General features: G+C 70.6%; 22 protein-coding genes. 3 read left to right on the top strand and 19 right to left on the bottom strand.

From position 1 onward, the window contains the following. Nucleotides 1-39: 39 nt before the first annotated feature. Nucleotides 40-726: a DUF2470 domain-containing protein gene (locus AS594_RS28480; RefSeq protein WP_069929693.1), complete on the top strand. Its 687-nt coding sequence runs from the start codon at nucleotides 40-42 to the stop codon at nucleotides 724-726. A 30-nt stretch (nucleotides 727-756) separates the two neighbouring features. Here the strand turns inward: AS594_RS28480 and AS594_RS28475 are convergent, their stop codons facing one another. The 4 genes from AS594_RS28475 to AS594_RS28460 form a co-directional block, all read right to left on the bottom strand. Next, complete coding sequence (locus tag AS594_RS28475; RefSeq protein ID WP_069929692.1) at nucleotides 757-2,127, bottom strand: replication-associated recombination protein A; 1,371 nt, start codon at nucleotides 2,125-2,127, stop codon at nucleotides 757-759. Between the two features lie 50 nt (nucleotides 2,128-2,177). Then, nucleotides 2,178-2,819 (bottom strand): vitamin K epoxide reductase family protein, encoded by a 642-nt coding sequence (locus AS594_RS28470; protein ID WP_069929691.1) that lies wholly within the window; start codon nucleotides 2,817-2,819, stop codon nucleotides 2,178-2,180. Between the two features lie 392 nt (nucleotides 2,820-3,211). Continuing rightward, a complete protein-coding gene (hisS, locus tag AS594_RS28465) occupies nucleotides 3,212-4,474 on the bottom strand; it encodes a histidine--tRNA ligase (RefSeq protein WP_069929690.1) in 1,263 nt (420 codons plus the stop codon). An 11-nt stretch (nucleotides 4,475-4,485) separates the two neighbouring features. Then, nucleotides 4,486-5,175, bottom strand: coding sequence for an MBL fold metallo-hydrolase (locus AS594_RS28460; protein WP_069929689.1), 690 nt, complete (start codon nucleotides 5,173-5,175; stop codon nucleotides 4,486-4,488). Between the two features lie 172 nt (nucleotides 5,176-5,347). On the opposite strand from AS594_RS28460, the gene AS594_RS28455 reads away from it, so the two are divergent. Together AS594_RS28455 and AS594_RS28450 are read left to right on the top strand one after the other, a co-directional pair. Next, nucleotides 5,348-6,151 carry a peptidylprolyl isomerase gene (locus AS594_RS28455; RefSeq protein WP_069929688.1) on the top strand — a complete coding sequence of 268 codons (804 nt, stop codon included), beginning with the start codon at nucleotides 5,348-5,350 and terminating at the stop codon, nucleotides 6,149-6,151. 143 nt (nucleotides 6,152-6,294) lie between these two features. Then, nucleotides 6,295-7,524, top strand: coding sequence for a DUF349 domain-containing protein (locus tag AS594_RS28450; RefSeq protein WP_069929687.1), 1,230 nt, complete (start codon nucleotides 6,295-6,297; stop codon nucleotides 7,522-7,524). Between the two features lie 69 nt (nucleotides 7,525-7,593). Here AS594_RS28450 and AS594_RS28445 read toward each other — a convergent pair whose 3' ends face one another. The 15 genes from AS594_RS28445 to pgsA all read right to left on the bottom strand — a co-directional run bounded on the left by AS594_RS28445 (nucleotide 7,594) and on the right by pgsA (nucleotide 22,829). Continuing rightward, nucleotides 7,594-10,257 (bottom strand): RelA/SpoT family protein, encoded by a 2,664-nt coding sequence (locus AS594_RS28445; RefSeq protein ID WP_069929686.1) that lies wholly within the window; start codon nucleotides 10,255-10,257, stop codon nucleotides 7,594-7,596. 160 nt (nucleotides 10,258-10,417) lie between these two features. Continuing rightward, nucleotides 10,418-10,963, bottom strand: coding sequence for an adenine phosphoribosyltransferase (locus AS594_RS28440; protein WP_069929685.1), 546 nt, complete (start codon nucleotides 10,961-10,963; stop codon nucleotides 10,418-10,420). Continuing rightward, nucleotides 10,960-12,084, bottom strand: a complete 1,125-nt coding sequence (secF, locus tag AS594_RS28435; RefSeq protein WP_069929684.1) for a protein translocase subunit SecF — start codon at nucleotides 12,082-12,084, stop codon at nucleotides 10,960-10,962. Before secF ends, AS594_RS28440 begins: the two co-directional genes overlap by 4 nt. A 1-nt stretch (nucleotide 12,085) precedes the next feature. Beyond that, nucleotides 12,086-13,831: a protein translocase subunit SecD gene (gene secD / locus AS594_RS28430; protein WP_079144363.1), complete on the bottom strand. Its 1,746-nt coding sequence runs from the start codon at nucleotides 13,829-13,831 to the stop codon at nucleotides 12,086-12,088. Nucleotides 13,832-13,975: 144 nt separating this feature from the next. Then, nucleotides 13,976-14,467, bottom strand: a complete 492-nt coding sequence (gene yajC, locus AS594_RS28425) for a preprotein translocase subunit YajC (protein ID WP_069929683.1) — start codon at nucleotides 14,465-14,467, stop codon at nucleotides 13,976-13,978. A gap of 175 nt (nucleotides 14,468-14,642) precedes the next feature. Continuing rightward, nucleotides 14,643-15,710, bottom strand: coding sequence for a Holliday junction branch migration DNA helicase RuvB (gene ruvB, locus AS594_RS28420; RefSeq protein ID WP_069929682.1), 1,068 nt, complete (start codon nucleotides 15,708-15,710; stop codon nucleotides 14,643-14,645). Nucleotides 15,711-15,732: 22 nt separating this feature from the next. Further along, nucleotides 15,733-16,362 (bottom strand): Holliday junction branch migration protein RuvA, encoded by a 630-nt coding sequence (gene ruvA / locus AS594_RS28415; protein ID WP_069929681.1) that lies wholly within the window; start codon nucleotides 16,360-16,362, stop codon nucleotides 15,733-15,735. Then, a complete protein-coding gene (gene ruvC / locus AS594_RS28410; RefSeq protein WP_069929680.1) occupies nucleotides 16,359-16,907 on the bottom strand; it encodes a crossover junction endodeoxyribonuclease RuvC in 549 nt (182 codons plus the stop codon). The genes ruvA and ruvC overlap by 4 nt, the downstream gene beginning before the upstream one ends. 114 nt (nucleotides 16,908-17,021) lie before the next feature. Continuing rightward, the gene (locus tag AS594_RS28405) at nucleotides 17,022-17,774 is read right to left on the bottom strand and encodes a YebC/PmpR family DNA-binding transcriptional regulator (RefSeq protein WP_069929679.1); all 753 of its coding nucleotides are present in this window, start codon (nucleotides 17,772-17,774) and stop codon (nucleotides 17,022-17,024) included. A gap of 63 nt (nucleotides 17,775-17,837) precedes the next feature. Further along, entirely contained in the window at nucleotides 17,838-18,431 is a 594-nt protein-coding gene (pdxT, locus tag AS594_RS28400; RefSeq protein WP_107357878.1) for a pyridoxal 5'-phosphate synthase glutaminase subunit PdxT, read from the bottom strand. A 5-nt stretch (nucleotides 18,432-18,436) separates the two neighbouring features. Next, nucleotides 18,437-19,345: a pyridoxal 5'-phosphate synthase lyase subunit PdxS gene (pdxS, locus tag AS594_RS28395; protein WP_028814108.1), complete on the bottom strand. Its 909-nt coding sequence runs from the start codon at nucleotides 19,343-19,345 to the stop codon at nucleotides 18,437-18,439. Between the two features lie 99 nt (nucleotides 19,346-19,444). Then, entirely contained in the window at nucleotides 19,445-19,993 is a 549-nt protein-coding gene (locus AS594_RS28390) for a hypothetical protein (RefSeq protein WP_069929678.1), read from the bottom strand. A 108-nt stretch (nucleotides 19,994-20,101) separates the two neighbouring features. Next, nucleotides 20,102-21,262 carry a glycosyltransferase family 4 protein gene (locus tag AS594_RS28385; protein WP_069929677.1) on the bottom strand — a complete coding sequence of 387 codons (1,161 nt, stop codon included), beginning with the start codon at nucleotides 21,260-21,262 and terminating at the stop codon, nucleotides 20,102-20,104. Then, the gene (locus AS594_RS28380; RefSeq protein ID WP_069929676.1) at nucleotides 21,259-22,170 is read right to left on the bottom strand and encodes a phosphatidylinositol mannoside acyltransferase; all 912 of its coding nucleotides are present in this window, start codon (nucleotides 22,168-22,170) and stop codon (nucleotides 21,259-21,261) included. Before AS594_RS28380 ends, AS594_RS28385 begins: the two co-directional genes overlap by 4 nt. Then, entirely contained in the window at nucleotides 22,167-22,829 is a 663-nt protein-coding gene (gene pgsA, locus AS594_RS28375) for a phosphatidylinositol phosphate synthase (protein ID WP_069929675.1), read from the bottom strand. The genes AS594_RS28380 and pgsA overlap by 4 nt, the downstream gene beginning before the upstream one ends. Between the last annotated feature and the right edge of the window lie 214 nt (nucleotides 22,830-23,043).

Genomic DNA, 23,043 nt, shown 5'->3' with positions numbered 1-23,043 from the left:
CGTGGTCAGCCGCGTCCCAGCGGACTTGAAATCGCGCGGATGCCGTCAGCAGCCGAGCGCACACGAACTCTCGTACAGAGTACCTCGTCCGCGGTACTGCTTCTTCCGGGCCCTTGGCTCGCCAGGCCCGAGCAGCTGATGCCCGAGGAGCGGAGCGTGGGGCCCGACGGTGAGGTGCTGCTGGTGTACCCGGTGGATTCACCGGCGGTACGGGCCGCCACGCACGCGCACGACGACGAACTGCCCGTGGTGCTGGAGATCACGGACGTCGCGCCGGTGTCCGTACCCAACCGTATCCGGGGCCGCGCCTGGGTCTCCGGCTGGCTCACCTCGGTGCGCGGGGTGGCGGAGCCGGGGCGCATGCTGCTGCGGCTGGAGGTCGGCGAGGCGCGCGTGGACGACCTGTGGGGCACCGGGATGGTCGATGCCGAGGGCTTCGTGGCGGCCTCCCCCGACCCCCTCGTCGAGCACGAGGTGGAGCTGCTCCAGCATCTGCACTCGGCGCACGGCGACCAGGTGCGGCAGCTGTGCGGTCTGGCGGGCGACCGGGCCGCCGGGACCAAAGCGGTACCCCTGGCGCTGGACCGGTTCGGGCTGCGCGTGCGCTTCAGTGGCGGCGCGGACGGGCGGGTCTTCGACGCGCGGTTCGACTTCCGCGAACCGGTGCGCGACGTCGTCGGACTGCGCCGCGCCATGCACGAGCTCTTCGAGGCGGCCGCGCACTGAGACGGCCGGCCACGCTCGCCGGCCCCCCGGTCAGGAGCGGGGCTCGGACGCGCCGTCGCCGCGCAGCCGCTCGCGCACCTTCTCCACCACGTCGGCGTAACGGGCTTCCGCTCCGTAGCGCGTGGGCTCGTAGTAATGGCGGCCCTGCACGGCGTCGGGGGCGTACTGCTGGGCGGCGATCGCGCCGGGAACGTCGTGCGGATACACATAGCCCTGCGCGTGGCCGAGCTTGGCGGCGCCCTTGTAGTGGCCGTCGCGCAGGTGCGCCGGGACCGGCCCGGCCATGCCCTTGCGTACGTCGGCCTGCGCGGCGAAGATCGCGTTCGTCGCGGCGTTCGACTTGGGCGCGAGGGCCAGCGCGATCGTCGCGTGGCTGAGCGTGAGGGCGGCCTCCGGGAAGCCGATCATGGCGACGGCCTGGGCGGCCGCGACGGCCGTTGGCAGCGCGGTCGGGTCGGCGAGGCCGATGTCCTCACTGGCCGAGATCATCAGGCGCCGGGCGATGAACCGCGGGTCCTCGCCCGCCTCGATCATGCGCGCCAGATAGTGCAGGGCGGCGTCCACGTCGCTGCCGCGGATGGACTTGATGAGGGCGCTCGCCACGTCGTAGTGCTGGTCGCCGTCCCGGTCGTACTTCACCGCGGCGCGGTCGACCGTCTCCTCGACCGTTTCGAGGGTGATCTCCTCCTCGCCCTTGGAGAGGGCGGCGCCAGCCGCCGCTTCGAGCGCGGTGAGCGCGCGCCGGGCGTCGCCGCCCGCGATGCGCAGCAGATGGGCCTCGGCGTCGCCGGCGAGCGTGACCGCGCCGCCGAGCCCGCGCTCCTCGGTGAGGGCCCGGTGCACCAGGGACCGCAGATCGTCGTCGGTCAGTGATTCCAGCGTGAGCAGGAGAGAGCGGGAGAGCAGCGGGGAGATGATCGAGAAGTACGGATTCTCGGTCGTCGCCGCGATGAGCGTGACCCAGCGGTTCTCGACGGCGGGCAGCAGCGAGTCCTGCTGGGCCTTGCTGAAGCGGTGGATCTCGTCGAGGAAGAGGACGGTCTCCTTGCCGTAGCCGCCGGAGGCGCGGCGGGCGCCGTCGATGACGGCCCGCACTTCCTTCACTCCGGCGGTGATCGCGGAGAGTTCGACGAAGCGCTTCTGGGTGGCGAGGCTGACGACGTACGCCAGAGTCGTCTTCCCGATGCCGGGCGGGCCCCAGAGAATCACCGACGACGGTCCGGCCGGTCCGCCGCTGCCCTCGCCGACCAGCCGGCGCAGCGGGGCGCCGGGCTTCAGCAGGTGCTGCTGGCCGACGACCTCGTCGAGGGTGCGCGGGCGCATCCGTACGGCGAGGGGGCTGCTGGACGGATCCTTGAGCTGGCGGTCTTCCGCGGCTGCGGTGAACAGGTCTGGCTCCACGCATGAAGCCTATGTCAGCCCACTGACAACGCCGTCGGCTCCGGTGGCGCTCAGTTCGAGCCGGTCCAGAAGTCCCACCAGCGGGTCAGGATCAGCATGCCGATGATCCCGATCCACAGGACCGGGGGCACCCAGTGGAACTCCAGCAGGGCGCGGCGAAGGCCGTCGGGGGCCGGGAGGATCCGGTGCTTGATGTTGTGCGTGGTGACGTAGCAGAACATCACGATCGTGGCGACCCAGGCGAGACAGCACCACAGGCACAGCGAACCGATGTTGTAGAGCGACTGGTACTGGAGCCAGGTGCAGAATCCGACGCCGAAGAGGGTGCCCGCGTTCAGTCCGAGCCAGAACCAGCGGCGGTAGCGCGCGCCGGCCAGCAGGCCCACGCCGAGGGAGACGACCATCGCGTAAGTGACCAGTCCGAGCATCGGGTTGGGGAACCCGAAGGCCGACGCCTGCTCGCTCTTCATGATGTTGCCGCACGCGACCACGGGGTTGAGGCTGCATCCCGGTTCGAAGCCCGGGTCCTCCAGCAGCTTGAACTTGTCGATCGTGATGACCCAGGAGGCCAGCAGCCCGGCCAGACCCGTGATCACCAGCAGCAGGGCGAAGGGACGGCCACTGCCGATCGTGCCCTTCGGGCCCTCCTGCGCGCCGTTGGAGGTGCGGTCGTCTACCGCTGCTGTCGTCATATCGCCGTTCCGTCGCTGAGTGGGCTGCCGGACAGGTTCATTCTGCCGCACCGGTACCAGGGCCCACCGTTGGCCGGACATGGGCGGGTACGGCCGGCCGGCCCGCCGGTTTCGCCGCGGCAGCGCCGTGACCGGCGCGAAGCGGCGATTCCGGGCGCCGGACCGCCCCACGGGGAGGCGTACCGGACTGACCGGAACCGCCCTGGTCCGGCAGGACGAATCCGCACCACGGAGTTGACCGGTCGGGCAACCGTACGAGTGCCGGGCCGGATCCGCCCCCACGCCGGTCCATGCGGCAGGGGCCCGGCCGGTCCGTCGGGACCGGCCGGGCCCCTGCGCGTGCGGCCCCTGTGCGTGCGGACCCTGGGTACGGGCCCTGTGGGTACGGGTGCTCAGGCCAGGCGGCGCTGGATCTCGGCGGTGACCGTGTCCAGTGCGACCGCCACCTGCTCGCCCGTCTCCATGTCCTTCAGCTGCACCTGGCCGTCGGCCAGATCGCGCTCGCCGGCGACGATCGTGTAACGGGCCCCCGACCGGTTGGCGTTCTTCATGGCGCCCTTGAGGCCCTTGCCGCCGTACGCGAAGTCGGCCGCGACACCCGCCCTGCGCAGCTCGGTGACCGTACCGAACAGGACGCGGCGCGCCTCCTCGCCGAGCGGCACCGCGTACACGCTGGTGGTGGCCGGCAGGTCGAGCCCGACGCCCTCCGCCTCCAGCGCCAGCACCGTGCGGTCCACGCCGAGCGCCCATCCGACGGACGGCAGCGCGGGGCCGCCGATCATCTCGGACAGGCCGTCGTAGCGGCCACCGCCGCCCACCGCGGACTGCGAGCCGAGGCCGTCGTGGACGAACTCGAAGGTGGTGCGGGTGTAGTAGTCGAGGCCGCGCACCAGCTTCTCGTCGTCCTCGTATGCGACGCCCGCCGCGTTCAGCAGCTCGCGGACCTGCTCGTGGTACGCCTTGCACGCGTCGCACAGGTAGTCGCGCAGCATGGGCGCGCCCACGAGTTGCTTCTGGACCTCGGCGCGCTTGTCGTCGAGGACCCGCAGCGGGTTGATCTCGATGCGGCGGCGGGTGTCCTCGTCCAGGTCGAGGTCGCGCAGGAAGCCCTGGAGGGCCTCCCGGTAGACGGGGCGGCACTCCTTGTCGCCCAGCGAGTTCAGCAGGATGCGGAACTGCGACAGGCCCAGCGAGCGGTACGCCTGGTCGGCCAGGATGATCAGCTCGGCGTCCAGGGCCGGGTCCTCGGCGCCGATCGCCTCGGCGCCGACCTGCGAGAAGTGGCGGTAGCGGCCCTTCTGCGGGCGCTCGTAGCGGTAGTACGAGCCGGAGTACCAGAGCTTGACCGGCAGGTTGCCGCTCTTGTGCAGGTTGGCTTCGAGGGCCGCGCGCAGCACGGAGGCGGTGCCCTCGGGGCGCAGCGCCAGCTTGTCGCCGCCCTTGGTCTCGAAGGCGTACATCTCCTTGGAGACGATGTCGGTGGACTCGCCGACACCGCGCGAGAAGAGCGCCACGTCCTCGAAGCCGGGCGTCTCGATGTAGCCGTAGCCGGAGTTCCGCAGCGGCGCGGAAATGGCCTCGCGGACCGCCAGGAACTTCGCGGAGTCCGGCGGGATGAGGTCGTACGTGCCCTTGGGGGCCTTGAAGGTGCTCACAGGAAGTCTCGTCACATTCCTCGTCGGGGAGCGGCGGCCAGACCGTTGAGATACGGGTTGGTGGCGCGCTCGCGGCCGATGGTCGTCTGGGAGCCGTGGCCGGACAGCACCACGGTCGAGTCGTCGAGCGGCAGGCACACGCGGGCCAGCGATTCGAGCAACTCGGCGTGGTCGCCGCCGGGCAGGTCGGTGCGTCCGACGGAGCCGGCGAACAGCAGGTCGCCCGAGAAGAAGACCGACGGGATGTCGGCCTGTTCGGGCAGCCTGAAGGTCACCGACCCCTTGGTATGGCCGGGCGCGTGCGAGACGGTGAGGTCGAGACCCGCCAGCTTCAGCTCCGCGCCGTCGGTCAGCTCCTTGACGTCGTCGGGCTCGCCCACGGTCAGCTCGCCCATCAGCGGCATGCCGATCGAGCGGCCGAGCGCCTTCTCGGGGTCGCTCATCATGTACCGGTCGGCGGGGTGGATCCACGCGGGTACGTCGTGCGCTCCGCACACCGGGACGACCGAGGCGACGTGGTCGAGGTGGCCATGGGTGAGGACGACCGCGACGGGCTTGAGGCGGTGCTTCGCGAGCGCTTCCTCGACGCCCGCGGCGGCCTGGTGGCCCGGGTCGATGATCACGCACTCCTCGCCCGCGGCGGGGGCGACCAGGTAACAGTTGGTCCCCCAGGCCCCGGCGGGGAACCCGGCAATAAGCACGATCGTCCTCAATATGTCGTCCGGCGGGAGATGCCGCTGTCGATTGCAGCAGATCAGAGCCTACCGGCGCCGCTCATCGCACAGCGAACCCATATACGGTACGGGCAAGCTCGGCTCGGCCGGACAGCAGTGCGGACAGCAGTGACAGACGAGACGTACGAGGAGAACACCGGTGGTCAGCAGCGATCAGCGGCGGCGCCAGCTCGCCCGGGAGAAGTTCGAACGCCAGCAGCAGCGCCGCGCCGAGAACCGGCGCAGGGCGCGCCGCCGCAACGCCGTGATCGCCTCGGCGCTCGCCGTGGTGCTCGCCGCGGGGGCGACGGCGTTCGCGACGGGCGCGCTGGGCGGCGACGACAAGGACGACACCGTCACCGACGCGGCGGCCTCCACGCCGTCGAAGGCGCCGGACCCCTGCGAGAAGCCCGCCCCCGGGTCGGTCAAGAAGCTGTCGTACAAGAAGGAGCCGGCGCTCACCGTCGACAAGTCGGCCTCGTACACGATGAAGCTCGACACCACGTGTGGCGACATCACGCTCGCGCTGGACGCGGCGAAGGCGCCGCGCACGGTGAACTCCTTCAACTTCCTGGCGGGCAAGGGCTACTTCGACCACACGAAGTGCCACCGGCTGACGACGAGCGGCATCTACGTCCTCCAGTGCGGCGACCCGACGGCGCAGGGCTCCGGCACGCCCGGCTACAAGCTGCCGGACGAGAACCTGAAGGACCCGAAGCTCAAGGGCGGGGTCTATCCGGCGGGCACGGTCGCGATGGCGAACGCGGGTCCGGGGACCGGCGGCAGCCAGTTCTTCCTCGTCTACCAGGACAGCAAGTTGCCGCCCAACTACTCACCGTTCGGGACCATCAAGGGCGGCAAGGACGTGCTGAAGAAGATCGCTGACGCGGGTGAGGCGACGGGCGCGGGCGACGGGGCGCCCAATGCCACCGTGGTCATCGACAAGGCGACCGTCACCAAGTAAATCCGGAAGTGCGGGATGCGGACAGCCGCCCTGCCGTTCGCCTATGTTGGCGGTGTGCAGGGCGTCTGTCGCCCCGCGAAAGAAACTGTGGACGATGCCCGGGGGTCAACAGCCCTGCGCAGGCATCATGTGGAGGAGGCGCTGTGAGCAGCGACCCGTGGGGCCGTGTCGACGAGACCGGCACCGTGTACGTGCGTACGGCCGAGGGCGAGAAGGTCGTCGGTTCCTGGCAGGCGGGCTCTCCCGAGGAGGCCCTGGCCTACTTCGAGCGCAAGTACGAGGGCCTGGTTGTCGAGATCGGCCTCCTCGACCGGCGGGTGAAGACCACCGACCTGTCGGCCAAGGACGCCCAGGCGGCGATCGGCCATCTGCGTCAGCAGGTCGACGAGCACCACGCCGTCGGCGATCTCGACGCGCTGAGCAAGCGTCTCGACGCGCTGGTGGCGACGGTCGAGGCGCGCCGCGAGGAGCGCAAGGCCGAGAAGGCGAAGCAGACCGACGAGGCGAAGCACGCCAAGGAGGCGCTGGTCGTCGAGGCCGAGGAGCTGGCCCAGAGCGAGCAGTGGCGGGCGGCCGGTGAGCGGCTGCGGGCACTCGTGGACATCTGGAAGGGCCTGCCGAGGCTCGACCGGAAGTCCGACGACGAGCTGTGGCACCGCTTCTCGCACGCCCGCTCGGCGTTCTCCAAGCGCCGCAAGGCCCACTTCGCTTCGCTGGACGCCCAGCGCGAGGAGGCCCGCAAGGCCAAGGAGAGGCTGGTCGCGGAGGCGGAGAGCCTTTCGGGCTCCACCGACTGGGCCGCTACGGCCGCGCGCTACCGCGACCTGATGACGGAGTGGAAGGCCGCGGGCCGCGCCCAGCGCGAGGCCGAGGACGACCTGTGGAACCGCTTCCGCGGCGCCCAGGACGTCTTCTTCGCGGCCCGCAGCGAGGTGTTCGCCGAGCGCGACGCGGAGCAGGCCGAGAACCTCAAGCTCAAGGAGGAGCTCGCGACCGAGGCCGAGAAGCTGGTGCCGGTGAAGGACCTGAAGGCGGCCAGGGCCGCGTTCCGTTCCCTCAACGAGCGCTGGGAGGCCATCGGCCACGTGCCCCGCGACGCCCGCCCGAAGGTCGAGGGACGGATGCACGCGGTGGAGAAGGCGCTCCAGGAGACCGAGGAGAACGAGTGGCGCCGTACGAACCCTGAGGCGCGCGCCCGCGCCGCGGGTCTGACCGGCCAGCTCCAGGACGCCGTGGACAAGCTGCGCGGTCAGATCGACCAGGCACGCGCGTCGGGCAACAACGCCAGGGCGGACAAGCTCGCCCGCGAGCTGGAAGGCCGGCAGGCGCTGCTGGACCAGGCCCTCAAGGGTCTCCAGGAGTTCGGCGGCTGACCCGGCGGTTTACGCGAAGCGAAGGGCCCCGGTACGGATTTCCGTACCGGGGCCCTTCGCGTACGTGTCCTACGGCCGGCGGGCCGAGGTGACGCGGTAGACGTCGTACACGCCCTCCACGCCGCGCACCGCCTTCAGGACGTGCCCCAGGTGCTTGGGGTCGCCCATCTCGAAGGTGAAGCGCGAGGTGGCCACCCGGTCGCGGGACGTCTGGACGGCCGCGGACAGGATGTTGACGTGCTGGTCGGACAGGACGCGGGTGACGTCCGACAGCAGCCGGGAGCGGTCCAGCGCCTCGACCTGGATGGCGACCAGGAACACCGAGGACTGGGTGGGGGCCCACTCGACGTCGAGGATGCGCTCCGGCTCCCTCGACAGCGAGTCGACGTTGACGCAGTCGGCGCGGTGCACCGACACGCCGCTGCCCCGGGTGACGAACCCGATGATGGGGTCGCCGGGTACGGGCGTGCAGCAGCGGGCGAGCTTGACCCACACGTCGTCGACGCCCTTGACCACGACGCCCGGGTCGGCGTTCGAACGGCGCTTGCCGCGCCCGCGCGAGGGCGGCGCGCTCTCGGCGATGTCCTCGGTTGCGGCCTCCTCGCCGCCGAGCGCCTGCACCAGCTTCTGGACGATGCTCTGCGCGGTGACGTGCCCCTCGCCGATCGCCGCGTAGAGCGAGGAGATGTCGCTGTAGCGCATCTCGTGCGCGAGCGTGACGAGGGAGTCGCCGGTGAGGATGCGCTGGATCGGCAGGTTCTGCTTGCGCATGGCCCGCGCGATGGCGTCCTTGCCCTGCTCTATGGCCTCGTCGCGGCGCTCCTTGGAGAACCAGGCGCGGATCTTGTTGCGGGCACGCGGCGACTTGACGAAGCCGAGCCAGTCGCGGGACGGGCCCGCGCCGGCCGCCTTGGAGGTGAAGACCTCCACCAGGTCGCCGTTGTCGAGGGTCGATTCGAGCGGTACGAGCCGCCCATTGACCCGTGCGCCTATCGTCCGGTGGCCGACCTCCGTGTGGACGGCGTACGCGAAGTCGACGGGTGTGGCGCCGGCGGGCAGCGCTATGACGTCACCCTTCGGCGTGAAGACGAAGACCTCGTTGCGGGAGAGGTCGAAGCGCAGGGACTCCAGGAACTCGCTGGGGTCCTCGGTCTCCTTCTGCCAGTCCAGGAGCTGCCGCAGCCACGCCATGTCGTTGACGGTGTCCTGGCCGCGCCCGGTGTTCTTGGGGACGTCGGTGCGCACCTTGGAGGCGCCGGCGACGGCCTCCTGCTTGTACTTCCAGTGCGCGGCGATGCCGTACTCGGCGCGGCGGTGCATGTCGAACGTACGGATCTGGAGTTCGACGGGCTTGCCGCTGGGTCCGATGACCGTCGTGTGGAGCGACTGGTACATGTTGAACTTCGGCATCGCGATGTAGTCCTTGAACCGGCCGGGGACCGGATTCCATCGCGCGTGCACCGTGCCGAGGGCCGCGTAACAGTCGCGGACCGTGTCGACAAGTACACGAATGCCCACCAGGTCGTAGATCTCCGCGAAGTCACGGCCGCGGACGATCATCTTCTGATAGACGCTGTAGTAGTGCTTCGGCCGGCCGGTGACGGTGGCCTTGATACGGGCGGCGCGCAGATCGGACTGAACCTCGTCGGTCACTATGGCGAGGTATTCGTCGCGCTTCGGGGCGCGCTCCGCGACGAGCCGCACGATCTCGTCGTACATCTTGGGGTAGAGGATCGCGAAGGCGAGGTCCTCCAGCTCCCACTTGATGGTGTTCATGCCCAGGCGGTGGGCCAGGGGCGCGTAGATCTCAAGCGTCTCGCGGGCCTTCTTCTCCTGCTTCTCCCGCTTGAGGTAGCGCATGGTGCGCATGTTGTGCAGGCGGTCGGCGAGCTTGATGACCAGGACGCGCGGGTCCTTGGCCATGGCCACGACCATCTTGCGTACGGTCTCGGCCTGCGCGGCCTCGCCGAACTTCACCTTGTCCAGTTTGGTGACGCCGTCGACGAGGAGGGCGACCTGGTCGCCGAAGTCGCGGCGCAGGGTGTCCAGGCCGTACTCGGTGTCCTCGACGGTGTCGTGCAGCAGGCCCGCCATCAGGGTGGCCGGGTCCATGCCGAGCTCGGCGAGGATCGTGGTCACGGCGAGCGGGTGCGTGATGTACGGGTCGCCGCTCTTGCGCTTCTGGCCGCGGTGCCAGCGCTCGGCCACCTGGTAGGCGCGCTCGATCTGGCGCAGCGTCGACGTCTCGATCTTCGGGTCGTTGCTGCGGACGGCGCGCAGCAGGGGTTCGAGGACCGGGTTGTACGGGCTGGAGCGCTGTACGCCCAGTCGGGCGAGCCGGGCCCGTACGCGGTTGGAGGAGCCGCTGCCGGAGCGCGGGGTGGAGCCCTGGGCCGGCTTGGGGGCGGAGAGGGGCGGCGTGGGGCCGGTGGCCCGCTCGGGGGCGGTCTTCGGCTTGCCGCTGGGCTCGGAGTTCCCGGTGGGCCGGCTCGTCGGGTCCGCGGGGGTGCCACTGCTCCCGGGGGCGCTCGCGGGCGGTCCGCTGCCGGCGGGGGCGCCGCTGCTCGCGGCGTCGCTCTTCGCCGGTTCACCGCTCTTCGGCGGCGCGGCCGGCGGGCTCGCGGGCGTGGCCGGGCCCGCCGCGGCCTCGGCGGCCTGCTGCTGCTCGGGCTGCGCGGCTGCGGGGTCCCCCGGACGGGAGCTGGGGGAGAGTGGCTGGGCCTCGTCTGGCAAGAGCGCTCCTCGTGCGGGTCCGGGTCCCCCGGTCAGGCCCGGAAAGCCCATGGTAACGATGCCTGGCTTCCGGTTCGCCCCCGGCCTGACACCTGGACCAACGTGAAAGGCGGGTCCCGGAATTCCTCCGGGACCCGCCCTTCCCCTACAGCCGTGCTGGTCAGACCGTGATCAGGGCTTCCAGCGGCGCACCCCGCAGGGCCGGCTCCAGACGGGCGCGGCCGCCCAGGAATCCGAGCTCCATGAGGACCGCGACCCCGGCGACCTGGGCTCCGGCCCGCCGGATGAGCTCCAGCGACGCCTCGGCGGTGCCGCCGGTGGCGAGGACGTCGTCGATGACGATGACGCGGTCGCCGTCGACCAGGTCCTCGGCGTGGATCTCGATCTCCGCGGTGCCGTACTCCAGCTCGTACGCCTGCTTCAGCGTCGCCCCCGGCAGCTTCCCCGCCTTGCGTACGGGGATGAACCCGAGGCCGGCGCGGACGGCGACCGGTGCGGCCAGGATGAAGCCGCGCGCCTCCAGACCGACGATCTTCGTGGCGTCGCAGCGTACGCACAGTTCCGCGAGGGCGTCGGTCAGCGCCGTGAAAGCCACCGGGTCCGCGAGCAGCGGGGTGATGTCCTTGAACATCACTCCCGGCTTGGGATAGTCCGGTACGTCACGGATGCGGCTGAGCAGGAGATCCTGCGTGGCGGTCGCCGTCATCGGCGCTTGCCCGAAGGCTTGCCCCGGCCGGGGCGGCCACGGTCGGCCGGGCGCTGGCCGACGACCGCGCCGGCGGGCGCTGCGTCGTCCGGGAACCGGTCCTGCGGCTCGCCGGAAACACCGTCGGCGTCGTCCGCCGACTCGCCCCGCGCCTCGGCGGCCGCCCGCTTGGCGAGCACGCGCTTCTTCAGGGCCTTCATCTGCGGGTCGCGTTCCTTCAGGTCGGCGACGAGCGGAGTGGCGATGAAGATCGAGGAGTACGCGCCGGCTGCCAGGCCGACGAAGAGCGACAGCGAGATGTCGTTGAGCATGCCGGCGCCCAGCACACCGCCGCCGATGAACAGCAGGCCCGCCACCGGCAGCAGCGCGACGACCGTGGTGTTGATGGAGCGCACCAGGGTGCCGTTGAGGCTGCGGTTGGCGATCTCGCTGTACGTCCAGCGCGTCTGCTTGGTGATGTCCTTCGACCCCTCCTTGAGACCGTCGAAGACGACGACGGTGTCGTAGAGGGAGTAACCGAGGATGGTCAGCAGACCGATCACGGTGCCCGGGGTGACCTCGAAGCCGACGAGGGCGTACACACCGACGGTGATCGTGAGGTCGTGGACCAGGGCGATCAGAGCGGCCAGGGCCATGCGCCACTCGAAGGCGATGGCGAGGTAGATCACCACCAGGACCATGAAGATCGCCAGGCCGGTCCAGGCCTTGTTGGCGATCTGCTCGCCCCAGCTGGGGCCGACCAGCTCGGAGGTGATGTCGCCCGGCTTGACGCCGAGGTCCTTCGCGAGCTCATCCTTGACCGGCGACGCGCTGGCGGTGTCCAGACCACTGATCTGGATGCGCATGCCGCCGTTGCCGAGCTCCTGGACGATCGCCGCGTGTCCGGATGCCTCCTCGGCGTCCTCCTGGACCTGGGCGACGGAAACACCGGTCTTGGAGGTCGTGAAGACGGCGCCGCCCTCGAACTCGATGCCCATGACCAGACCGCGCACCGCCAGGCCGACGATGGCCGTGATGGTGATCAGGATCGACAGGCCGTACCAGATCTTGCGCTTGCCGACGAAGTCGTAACCGACCTCACCGTTGTAGAGGCGGGCGCCGAGATTTCCGAGTCGGGACATCTCAGGCCTCCTTCGGGTCGATGGGGGCGGAGACGCGACGGGTACGGCGCAGGGGAGGCTGTACGCCGAGCCGCTTCGGGTCCAGGCCGGACCACGGGTGGCCCTGTCCGAAGAACTTCGTACGCGCCAGCAGCGTCATCAGCGGCTTGGTGAAGAGGAACACCACGACGACGTCGAGCAGGGTCGTGAGGCCGAGCGTGAACGCGAAGCCCTGGACCTTGCCGACCGTCACGAGGAACAGCACGGCGGCGGCGAGGAACGACACGAAGTCGGAGACCAGGATGGTGCGCCGGGCACGCGGCCAGGCACGCTCCACCGCGGGCTTGAGCGTGCGGCCCTCGCGGATCTCGTCGCGGATGCGTTCGAAGTACACGATGAACGAGTCCGCGGTGATGCCGATGGCGACGATCGCACCGCACACCGCGGGGAGGTTCAGCGCGAAGCCGATGCCCGGGCCGAGCAGGGTCATGATCGTGTACGTCAGGATCGCCGAGACGATGAGGCTGACGATCGCGACGAAGGCAAGGCCGCGGTAGTACGCCAGGAGGTAGATGACGACCAGCGCGAGACCGATCGCGCCGGCGATCAGACCGGCCTTGAGCTGCTCGCCGCCGAGCGCGGAGGTGACGGTGGTGACGGTCTCCTCGCTGAAGGAGAGCGGCAGCGCGCCGTACGAGAGGATGTTGGCCAGGTCCTGGGCTGAATCCTGGGTGAAGCTGCCGGAGATCTCCGCGTTGGCGCTCAGGGTCTGGTTGACCGAGGGGGCCGAGACGACCTCGCCGTCGAGGACGATGGCGAACTGGTTCTGCGGGGGCTGCTGCTGCGAGAGCTTGCCGGTGATCTTCTGGAACTTCTTGGAGCCGGCGTCGGTGAACTCCATGTTCACCTTCCAGCCGCCGCCACGCTGGGTGTCGATGGTGGCACTGGCGTCGTCGACGTCCTTGCCGTTGACCTCGGCCGGACCCAGGATGTACTTCTCCCACTCGCCGGCGTTGTTCTTGCCGCAGGCGATCATCGGGTCCTCGGGCTTGACGCCCACGTTGGCCTGGACCCGGGCGGTGTCGTTCGCGCAGTCGAGCGCCGTGAACTTCTTCTCCAGCGCGGAGGCGGCGGGGTCGGCCGACGGCGTGGGCGTCGGCTTGCCGCTCTGGTCGGGGCTCTTCGTGGCGCTGCCCGTGGGGGTCGGCGTCGGGGCCTTCTTGAGGCCCTCCGTCACGGCGCGGCCCTGGGTGGTCGCGGTGGCCGACGGGGTGGCGGTCGGCGTGGACTTGCCGTCCTTGCCGTCCTTGGCGCCCGCCGAGGGCTTCGGGGAGGGAGAGGCGTCCGGCGTGGGGGTACCGGCGGTGTACGTCACGACAGGCCGGAAATAGAGCTGAGCGGTCGTACCGACCTGCTTCCGGGCCTGCTTCTCGTCCGTCCCCTTGGGGATGTTGACGATGATGTTCTTGTCGCCCTGGGTCTGAACCTCGGCTTCGGAAACACCCAGACCATTGACGCGCCGGTCGATGATGCCGACCGCGGTCTCCATGTTGGTCTTGTTGATCGCGTTCGGCTTGCCCGGCTCGGGCTTGGCCTCGAGCGTGATGCTCGTGCCGCCGGCGAGGTCGATGCCCAGACGCGGCGTGAGCTCACCGGTCGCGAACATGCCGCCGGTGAGCGCGACCATGGCGATCAGGATCAAGGCCAGGGCGCGCCCTGGCCTGCCCGGAGCCCCCGCGGGCCTGCGGCCCTTCTTCGGTGCTGCCACCTTCTCGTTTCTCCCTGTCCAACCGCCCCCGCGCCGGGTGAGCGCCGGGGCAGCCACGAAGTATGTGGGGCCCAGCCCCGCGGAAGTCGGCACGATCCGGGGACCGCGGTACGCCGGTGGGCGCCCCGCGGTCCCCCTACGTGACTACTTCGCGTCGCTCTCGCCGTCGGTCTTCTTGTCCTTCGGCTCGTCGCCGGCCGTGTCGGCGGCGTCGTGCGCCTTGTCCGCCCCGTCCGACCCGGCGGTCTTGCCCAGGTCGATCCGCGCGACGTCGTCGTCCTTGTCCGCGTCCGAGGACTCGGTCAGCGAGGACGCGTCGTCCGGGACGACCGGAGCGTCGATCTTGAGGTCACCGTCGCCGTGGACGATGCGGTTGTACTCCTCGTCGTCGAGGACGGCGCCGACGGAGTTCTTCGCGTAGACGGCGTGCACGCCCGGCGCGACCTCGAGGAGGACCGTGTCGTCGTGAACTTCCTTGACGGTGGCGTACATGCCCCCGATCGTCCGGACGCCGGTGCCGGGCTGCATGTCGTTGCGCATCTGCGCAGCCGCCTGCTGCTTCTTCTTGGCGGACCGGGTCATCAGGAACATGGCCCCGATGAGCACGATGAAGGGGAGGAGGGTCACGATATTCACGGGACGGAAATTCCTTCGCACGACCGCGCCGGGGAGCGGCCTGATCTACGGGGGTGGGCACGCCGGCCCTGGAAGGGCGGCATCGGCGGAGTCTAAGCGAGTCCGCATCAATGGAACAACGCCCAGCATCGCACCGTGGTTCCTGACAGGTCGACCGTCCGCGCCGTCAGGTCCGTCACGTCCCGAAGAGCCCTGCTTGTCCGTTTCTTCCGTTACCCTGCTGCGGCGGTACGAGACCGAGGTGGGCCCAGGCGGCGGGCGTGGCGACCCGGCCCCTCGGCGTGCGGGCCAGCAGACCCTCCCGTACGAGGAACGGCTCGGCCACCTCTTCCACCGTCTCCCGCTCCTCCCCCACCGCGACCGCCAGCGTGGACAGCCCCACGGGCCCGCCGCCGAAGAGATTGAGGAGGGCGCCGAGCACGGCCCGGTCCAGGCGGTCGAGGCCGCGGGCGTCGACCTCGTACACCTTGAGGGCCGCGGCGGCGATGTCGCGGTTGATGACGCCGTCCGCCTTGACCTGGGCATAGTCCCGTACGCGGCGCAGCAGGCGGTTCGCGATGCGGGGCGTGCCGCGGGAGCGCCCGGCGATCTCGGCGGCGCCCTCCACGTCTATCTCCAGGTCGAGGAGGCGCGCGGAGCGGTGGATGACCCGCTCGAGCTCGGCGGGCTCGTAGAACTCCATGTGGCCGGTGAAGCCGAAGCGGTCGCGCAGCGGCGGCGGCAGCAAGCCGGCCCTGGTGGTGGCGCCGACCAGGGTGAAGGGGGGAAGTTCCAGCGGGATGGCGGTGGCTCCGGGGCCCTTGCCGACGATCACGTCGACGCGGAAGTCCTCCATCGCCATGTAGAGCATCTCTTCGGCGGGCCGGGACATCCGGTGGATCTCGTCGAGGAAGAGAACCTCACCCTCCTGGAGGGAGGAGAGGATCGCCGCGAGGTCGCCCGCGTGCTGGATGGCGGGGCCCGAGGTGATGCGGATCGGGGCGTTCATCTCGGCCGCGATGATCATCGAGAGGGTCGTCTTGCCGAGGCCGGGGGCGCCGGAGAGCAGCACGTGGTCGGCGGTCGCGCCGCGTGCGCGGGCGGCCTTCAGGACCAGGTCGAGCTGCTCGCGGACCTTCTCCTGGCCGACGAACTCGTCGAGGTCCTTGGGGCGCAGCGCGGCCTCGACGGCCTGGTCCTCGCCGTCGGGGCCGGAGTCGACCAGCCGCTGGTCGATGTCGGGTCCGGTGTCGTCCCAGTTCATGTACGGATCTCTCGAATCGAAGTCAGCGGGCGCGGTTGAGGGTCTGGAGCGCGGCGCGCAGCAGCTGCGGCACGGGGGGCCGGACGCCGTCGGCGAGCGCCGCCTCGGCCTGCGGTGCGACGGCGGCGACCGCTTCCTCGGCCTCGCGCGACGCGTAGCCGAGGCCGATGAGCGCGGCCTGGAGCTGTTCGCCCCAGGGGGCGGGCCCCGACGCGACGCGCTGGGCGCCGACGTGCCCCGATGTGCCGAGCGGCTCGCCGAGGCGGCCCTTGAGTTCGAGGAGCAGCTTCTGGGCTCCCTTCTTGCCGATGCCGGGGACGGCGGTCAGCGCCTTCTCGTCCCCCGTCGACACCGCGAGGCGCAGCGCGTCGGGCGAGTGCACGGCGAGCATGGCCTGCGCGAGCCGGGGGCCGACGCCACTGGCGGTCTGGAGCAGCTCGAAGACCTGCCGCTCGTCGTCGTCGGCGAAGCCGTAGAGGGTGAGCGAGTCCTCCCGTACGACCAGGGAGGTCGCGAGCTTCGCGTCCTGGCCGACGCGGAGGGCGGACAGCGTGCTGGGCGCGCACTGCACGGCCATGCCGATGCCGCCGACCTCGATGACCGCCGTGGTGGGGGCGAGTGCGGCGACCGGGCCGCTGACGAACGCGATCATCGCGTGACCTTCCGTACGACGGGGATGCGGGACGCGCGGGCGGCGGCGTGCGCCTGCTGGAGGCGGTTGACCGCGGGGGCGCGCCAGATGTGACAGATGGCGAGCGCGAGGGCGTCGGCGGCGTCGGCGGGTTTCGGCGGGGCGTCGAGCCGCAGCAGCCGGGTCACCATCGCGCCGACCTGGTCCTTCTCGGCCCTGCCGTTGCCGGTGACCGCCGCTTTGACCTCACTGGGCGTGTGCAGGGCGACGGGCAGTCCGCGCCGCGCGGCGCACAGCATGGCGACCGCGCTGGCCTGGGCCGTACCCATGACCGTACGGACGTTGTGCTGGCTGAACACCCGCTCCACGGCGACGTATTCGGGCCGGTGCTCGTCGAGCCATGCCTCTATGCCGCGCTCGATGGCGACCAGCCGGTCCCCCAGCTCCGCGTCCGCCGGCGTCCTTACGACTCCGACGCCGAGCATCCGCAGGGGACGGCCCGCGACGCCCTCGACGACGCCGACGCCGCACCGGGTCAGCCCCGGGTCCACGCCCAGTACGCGCACAATGCCCCTCCCCTTCGATCACCTGTTTGTGCAGGCTATCGGCTACCAGTGACAAAGCGGCGGGCCGACGGGTGTGTCCCGTCGGCCCGCCGCTTTTCGCGCCACTGCGAGAGGTCAGGCGTCGACCTTCTCCATGACCTCGTCGGACACGTCGAAGTTGGCGAAGACGTTCTGCACGTCGTCGCTGTCCTCCAGCGCGTCGATCAGCTTGAAGATCTTCCGCGCGCCCTCCTCGTCGAGCTCGACCTGCATGGTCGGGACGAAGTTGGCGTCGGCCGAGTCGTAGTCGATGCCGGCGTCCTGGAGCGCGGTGCGGACCGCGACCAGGTCGGTGGCCTCGCTCAGCACCTCGAAGGACTCACCGAGGTCGTTGACCTCCTCGGCGCCCGCGTCGAGGACCGCGCCGAGCACGTCGTCCTCGGTCAGCTCGCCCTTGGGGACGACCACGACGCCCTTGCGGTTGAAGAGGTACGAGACCGAACCGGGGTCGGCCATCGAGCCGCCGTTGCGGGTCATGGCGACCCGCACGTCGGAGGCGGCACGGTTGCGGTTGTCGGTGAGGCACTCGATGAGCACCGCGACTCCGTTGGGGCCGTAACCCTCGTACATGATGGTCTCGTAGTCGACGCCGCCCGCCTCGAGACCGCCGCCGCGCTTGACCGCGGAGTCGATGTTCTTGTTGGGGACGGAGCTCTTCTTCGCCTTCTGGATGGCGTCGAAGAGGGTCGGGTTGCCGTCGATGTCGGCGCCGCCGGTGCGCGCCGCGACCTCGATGTTCTTGATCAGCTTCGCGAAGAGCTTGCCGCGCTTGGCATCGATCACGGCCTTCTTGTGCTTCGTCGTAGCCCATTTAGAGTGGCCGGACATCCGCCTGTCTCCTTCGCGTCACCAAATACTGCTGCGTTCGGCAGAGATCCTACCGGGATCCCGTCAGCGTACGGCCCGCACCATCTCTGTGAAGAGCCGGTGCACCCGGTGGTCGCCCGTCAGTTCGGGGTGGAACGATGTGGCGAGGGCGTTGTCCTGGCGTACGGCGACGATGTGGCCGCCGTGCTCCGCGAGCACCTCGGCCCGGGCGCCGACCGACTCCACCCAGGGGGCGCGGATGAAGACGCCCTCCACGGGCCCGTCCTCGATGCCGGCGATCTCGACCTGGGCCTCGAACGACTCGTTCTGCCGCCCGAACGCGTTGCGGCGCACGATCATGTCGATGCCGCCGAAGGTCTCCTGGCCCGAGCGCGGGTCGAGGATCTTGTCGGCGAGCATGATCAGGCCGGCGCAGGTGCCGTAGACCGGCAGGCCGTCCCTGATGCGCTCGCGCAGCGGCTCCTGCATGCCGAAGAGCGCGGCCAGCTTGGACATGGTGGTGGACTCGCCACCGGGGATGACCAGGCCGTCGATCTCGGCGAGCTCTTCGGGGCGCCGGACCGGCCTGGCCGTGGCGTCCGCCACGGCCAGGGCGACCAGGTGCTCCCGTACGTCGCCCTGGAGAGCCAGGACTCCGATCACGGGGTTGCTGATCACAGTGACTACCAGCCGCGGTTGGCGTAGCGCTCGGACTCGGGGAGGGTGTCGCAGTTGATGCCGACCATGGCCTCGCCCAGGTTCCGCGACGCGTCCGCGATGATCTTCGGGTCGTCGTAGAAGGTGGTGGCCTTCACGATCGCGGCGGCGCGGGCGGCCGGGTCGCCGGACTTGAAGATGCCGGAGCCGACGAAGACGCCCTCGGCGCCGAGCTGGCGCATCAGCGCGGCGTCGGCGGGGGTGGCGACCCCACCGGCGGAGAACAGCACCACGGGGAGCTTGCCGAGCTCGGCGACCTCCTTGACGATCTCGTACGGCGCGCGGAGCTCCTTGGCTGCGGCGTACAGCTCGTTGTTGTCGAAGCCGCGCAGCTTGGCGATCTCGTTCTTGATCTGGCGCAGGTGACGCACGGCCTCGACGACGTTGCCGGTGCCGGCCTCGCCCTTCGAGCGGATCATGGCCGCGCCCTCGGCGATACGGCGCAGGGCCTCGCCCAGGTTGGTGGCGCCACAGACGAAGGGGGTGGTGAACGCCCACTTGTCGGAGTGGTTGACCTCGTCGGCCGGGGTCAGGACCTCGGACTCGTCGATGTAGTCGACGCCGAGGGACTGGAGGACCTGGGCCTCGACGAAGTGGCCGATGCGGGACTTGGCCATGACCGGGATCGAGACGGCCTCGATGATCTCTTCGATCATGTTGGGGTCGGACATCCGGGCCACGCCGCCGTCCTTGCGGATGTCGGCGGGCACGCGCTCCAGCGCCATGACGGCAACGGCGCCCGCGTCCTCGGCGATCTTCGCCTGCTCGGCGTTGACGACGTCCATGATCACGCCGCCCTTGAGCTGCTCAGCCATGCCGCGCTTCACGCGTGCGGTGCCGGTCTCGGGGGCCTGGAAGTTGCTGGTGCTGGACACGGATGGACCTCACTCGGAGAAAGAAGGTTCTTGCTGTCTCAGAGACAACATCGCCGGACCAGTCCACTGCAAGGGCCAATGCTCAGCGGGTGGATCGTTTTACTGGCTGCCTGGGCGGTCGGCCAACGCCACAGGGGCCTCGTCGTCCATCTCGAACGCCATCGGGAACGGGGCGTGGCCCGCCAGCCGGAACCACCGGACCTTGCGGTGGCGGCGCAGCGCGCGTGCCGCGCGTACGGAGTCGTTGTGGAAGCGCCGGGCCATGGGTACGCGGCGTACCGCCGCCGCCAGCTCCCCGGTGGCCTCCTCGCCGCCGGGCGCCTCCTTGACCGCCTCCACCTGCGCCGTCTCCCCGAAGACGGCCCGCAGCGCCTGGCTCAGCTCGCTCTCCGCGACCTCCCGGTGATCCTCCTCCGCCTGGCGGGCGGCGTGCGCGGCCTGGTACAGCAGGATCGAGGCGGCGGGGTCCAGCACTCCGGAGGTCGCCAGTTCCTGGGTGACCGAGGCACGGCGCAGCAACTGGGCGTCGAGGGCGGCGCGGGAGGCGTCGATACGGGCGTGCAGGCGGTCCAGCCGGCCGGCGGTCCAGCTGAGGTACAGCCCGATCGCGACGAGGGCTACGACGATCCAGATGAGGGTTGCGGTCACGGGCGGCAACGTTACCCGTGGCCGGCGGGCCCCCGTCGGCCGGCGGCGCCCGGCCCCGGATCAGCCGTGGACCAGGGCCGGGCTCGGCGGTGGCCCCCGCTCCCCGAATCAGTCGCGGGCCAGTCCGAAGCGGGCCCGCAGGCCGGTGCGCTCGTCGGTGTCCACCGACCCCGCCCCGTCCGTCACCGTCTCGTACACCGACAGGATGTCCGCCGCCACCGTCGACCAGTCGAAGCGCCGTACGTGCGCCGAGCCCCGCAGCCGCAGCTCGACCAGCCGCTCCGGGTCTCCCAGCAGTCGTACCGCCGCCGAGGCGAGCGCGTCCGCGTCCTCGTTGGCGAAGAGCTCGCCCGCCGCACCCTGGTCCAGTACCTGGGCGAACGCGTCCAGGTCGCTGGCCAGCACCGCCGCGCCCGCCGACATCGCCTCGACCAGGATGATGCCGAAGCTCTCGCCGCCGGTGTTCGGGGCGACGTACAGGTCGACACTGCGCAGCAGGCTCGCCTTGTCCTCGTCGCTGACCATGCCGAGGAATTCGACGCGGCCGCGCATCTCCTCGGGCAGGGACGCGACCGCTTCCTCCTCGTCGCCGCGGCCCGCGACCAGCAGTCGCGTCCGCGGGCGCTCGGCGAGGATCTTCGGAAGGGCGCGCATCAGCACGGGCAGGCCCTTGCGCGGCTCGTCGATGCGGCCTATGAACCCGATGGTGTGCCCCTGCCACTCCGGCTTGGGCTCCGCCTTCGCGAAGAAGTCGACGTCGACGCCGTTGGGGATGACGACCGCGTCCCCGCCGAGGTGCTCGACCAGCGTGCGCCGCGCGTACTCGCTCACCGCGATGCGGGCGCTGATCTTCTCCAGCGCGGGCTGGAGGATCGGGTACGCCGCGATCATCGCGCGGGACTTGGGGTTCGAGGTGTGGAAGGTGGCGACGATGGGCCCCTGGGCGGCCCAGCACGCCAGCAGCCCGAGCGACGGCGAGGTCGGCTCGTGGATGTGGATGACGTCGAACGTGCCGTCGTGCAGCCACCGCCGTACCCGCGCGGCGGAGAGGAACCCGAAGTTCAGGCGGGCGACCGAGCCGTTGTACGGCACCGGCACGGCCCGGCCGGCGGACACCACGTACGGCGGAAGCGGCATCTCGTCGTCCGCGGGGGCCAGGACGGAGACCTCGTGGCCCAGCCCGATCAGGTGCTCGGCCAGGTCCCTGATGTGGAACTGGACGCCACCGGGCACGTCCCACGCGTAGGGGCAGACAATGCCGATCTTCACGAACTCTCCTGACGGGGCTCGAGGTCGTCGAGCCACAGCCGTTGCAGCATGTGCCAGTCCTCCGGGTGCTCCGCGATACCGGTGGCGAAGGCGTCCGCCAGCGCCTGTGTCATGACGGACGTCTTCTCGTCCCGCGTACCTGTCTCCGGTACCTCGACGGGCGGATGGACGCGCCCCCGCATCACCGGAGAGTCGTCGTACCAGAGCGTCGCCGGCAGCAGCAGCGCCCCGGTCTGCTGCGCCAGCAGCGCGGGACCGCCGGGCATCCGCGCCGCTTCGCCGAAGAATGTGACCTCCGTGCCGGACGCGGACAGGTCGCGGTCGGCGACCAGGCAGACGAGGCCGCCGGCCCGCAGCCGCCGGGCCAGCGTGCCGAAGGCGCTGCCGCCCTCGTGCGGCAGGACCTCCATCCCGAGGCCCTCCCGGTACGCGACGAACCGGTCGTACAGCGTTTCCGGCTTGAGGCGCTCGGCGACGGTGGTGAACGGGACTCCCAGCGCGGTGGTGACCCAGGCGCCGGCAAGGTCCCAGTTTGCCAGGTGCGGCAGCGCGAGGACGACGCCGCGGCCGGAGGCGAGGCCGGCGGTCAGGCGGTCTATGTCCTGGACCTCTACGCCGCCCCTGATGCGCTCCTTGCTCCACGCGGGCAGCCGGAACGACTCCATCCAGTAGCGCATGTACGAACGCATCCCGGCCCGGGAGAGCTCGGCGAGGCGCTCGGGGCCGGCGTCCGGGACGACCCGGGCCAGGTTGGACTCCAGCCTCAGGACACTCGCGCCGCGCCGCTTCCACACGGTGTCGGCGATGGTGCGCCCGAGGGCGGCGGCGGCCGGTTCGGGCAGCTTCTTGACCGTGGCCCAGCCGAGGCCGTACAGCGTGTCCGTCAGCCGTTCCCTGGCGTCGCTCACGGCGTGGCCCCGCTCCCCGGCGCGGCGGCGGCGTCCGCCTCTGCCGCCTCCCTGCGTACGGTCACGACCCGCTGTCCCAGCGTCACGAGGCTGCCGGCGGCGACCGCCCACAGGGCGACGGGCAGCAGTACGTCGATGTGCGGCACGCCGAAGTCGTGCAGTCCGGCGAGCCCCGCGGCGACGAGCGTGATGACGAGCCGTTCGGCGCGCTCCACCAGGCCGTTGACCGCCACGGGCAGGCCGATCGACTCGCCGCGGGCCTTGGTGTACGAGACGACCTGGCCGCCGGCGAGGCAGAAGATCGCGACCGCGCACAGCGCGTTGTCGTTGCCGGTGCCCGCGTACCAGAGCGCGATCCCGCCGAAGACGGCCGAGTCGGCGACTCGGTCGAGCGTCGAGTCCAGGAAGGCGCCCCAGCGGCTCGAAACCCCCGCCTGCCTCGCCATATTGCCGTCGACGAGGTCGGAGAAGACGAACAGCGTGATGACGATCGTGCCCCAGAAGAACTCTCCCCGGGGGAAGAAGACCAGCGCACCCGCCATCACTCCGGCCGTACCGATGAGCGTCACCGCGTCGGGGCTCACGCCACGGCGGAGGAGAAACGCGGCGAACGGTGTGAGGACACGCGTAAAGAATGCACGCGCGTACTTGTTCAGCATGGCCTTCCCGAGGGTCGGTGCGCCGAGCGGCCCCTGTGGCCCCCGACTGGCCCATCGTAGCGACGACCCACCTCCGGGACCGCCGGGGCATCGCCGGGCCGTCACAGGGCCTCCTGCCGCCTGTCGGTCGCGTACTACGTATGGACGCGCCGTGGCGGGAGTGGAAAGCTCGAATGACCGCGGGCGTCACTGGTGTCGCCTCGCCAATGCGGCT

The organism is Streptomyces agglomeratus, assembly GCF_001746415.1.
Taxonomy (GTDB): Bacteria; Actinomycetota; Actinomycetes; order Streptomycetales; family Streptomycetaceae; genus Streptomyces; species Streptomyces agglomeratus.
Note: the sequence above shows the minus strand (reverse complement) of the source record. Positions and strands in the feature narration are given on the sequence as shown.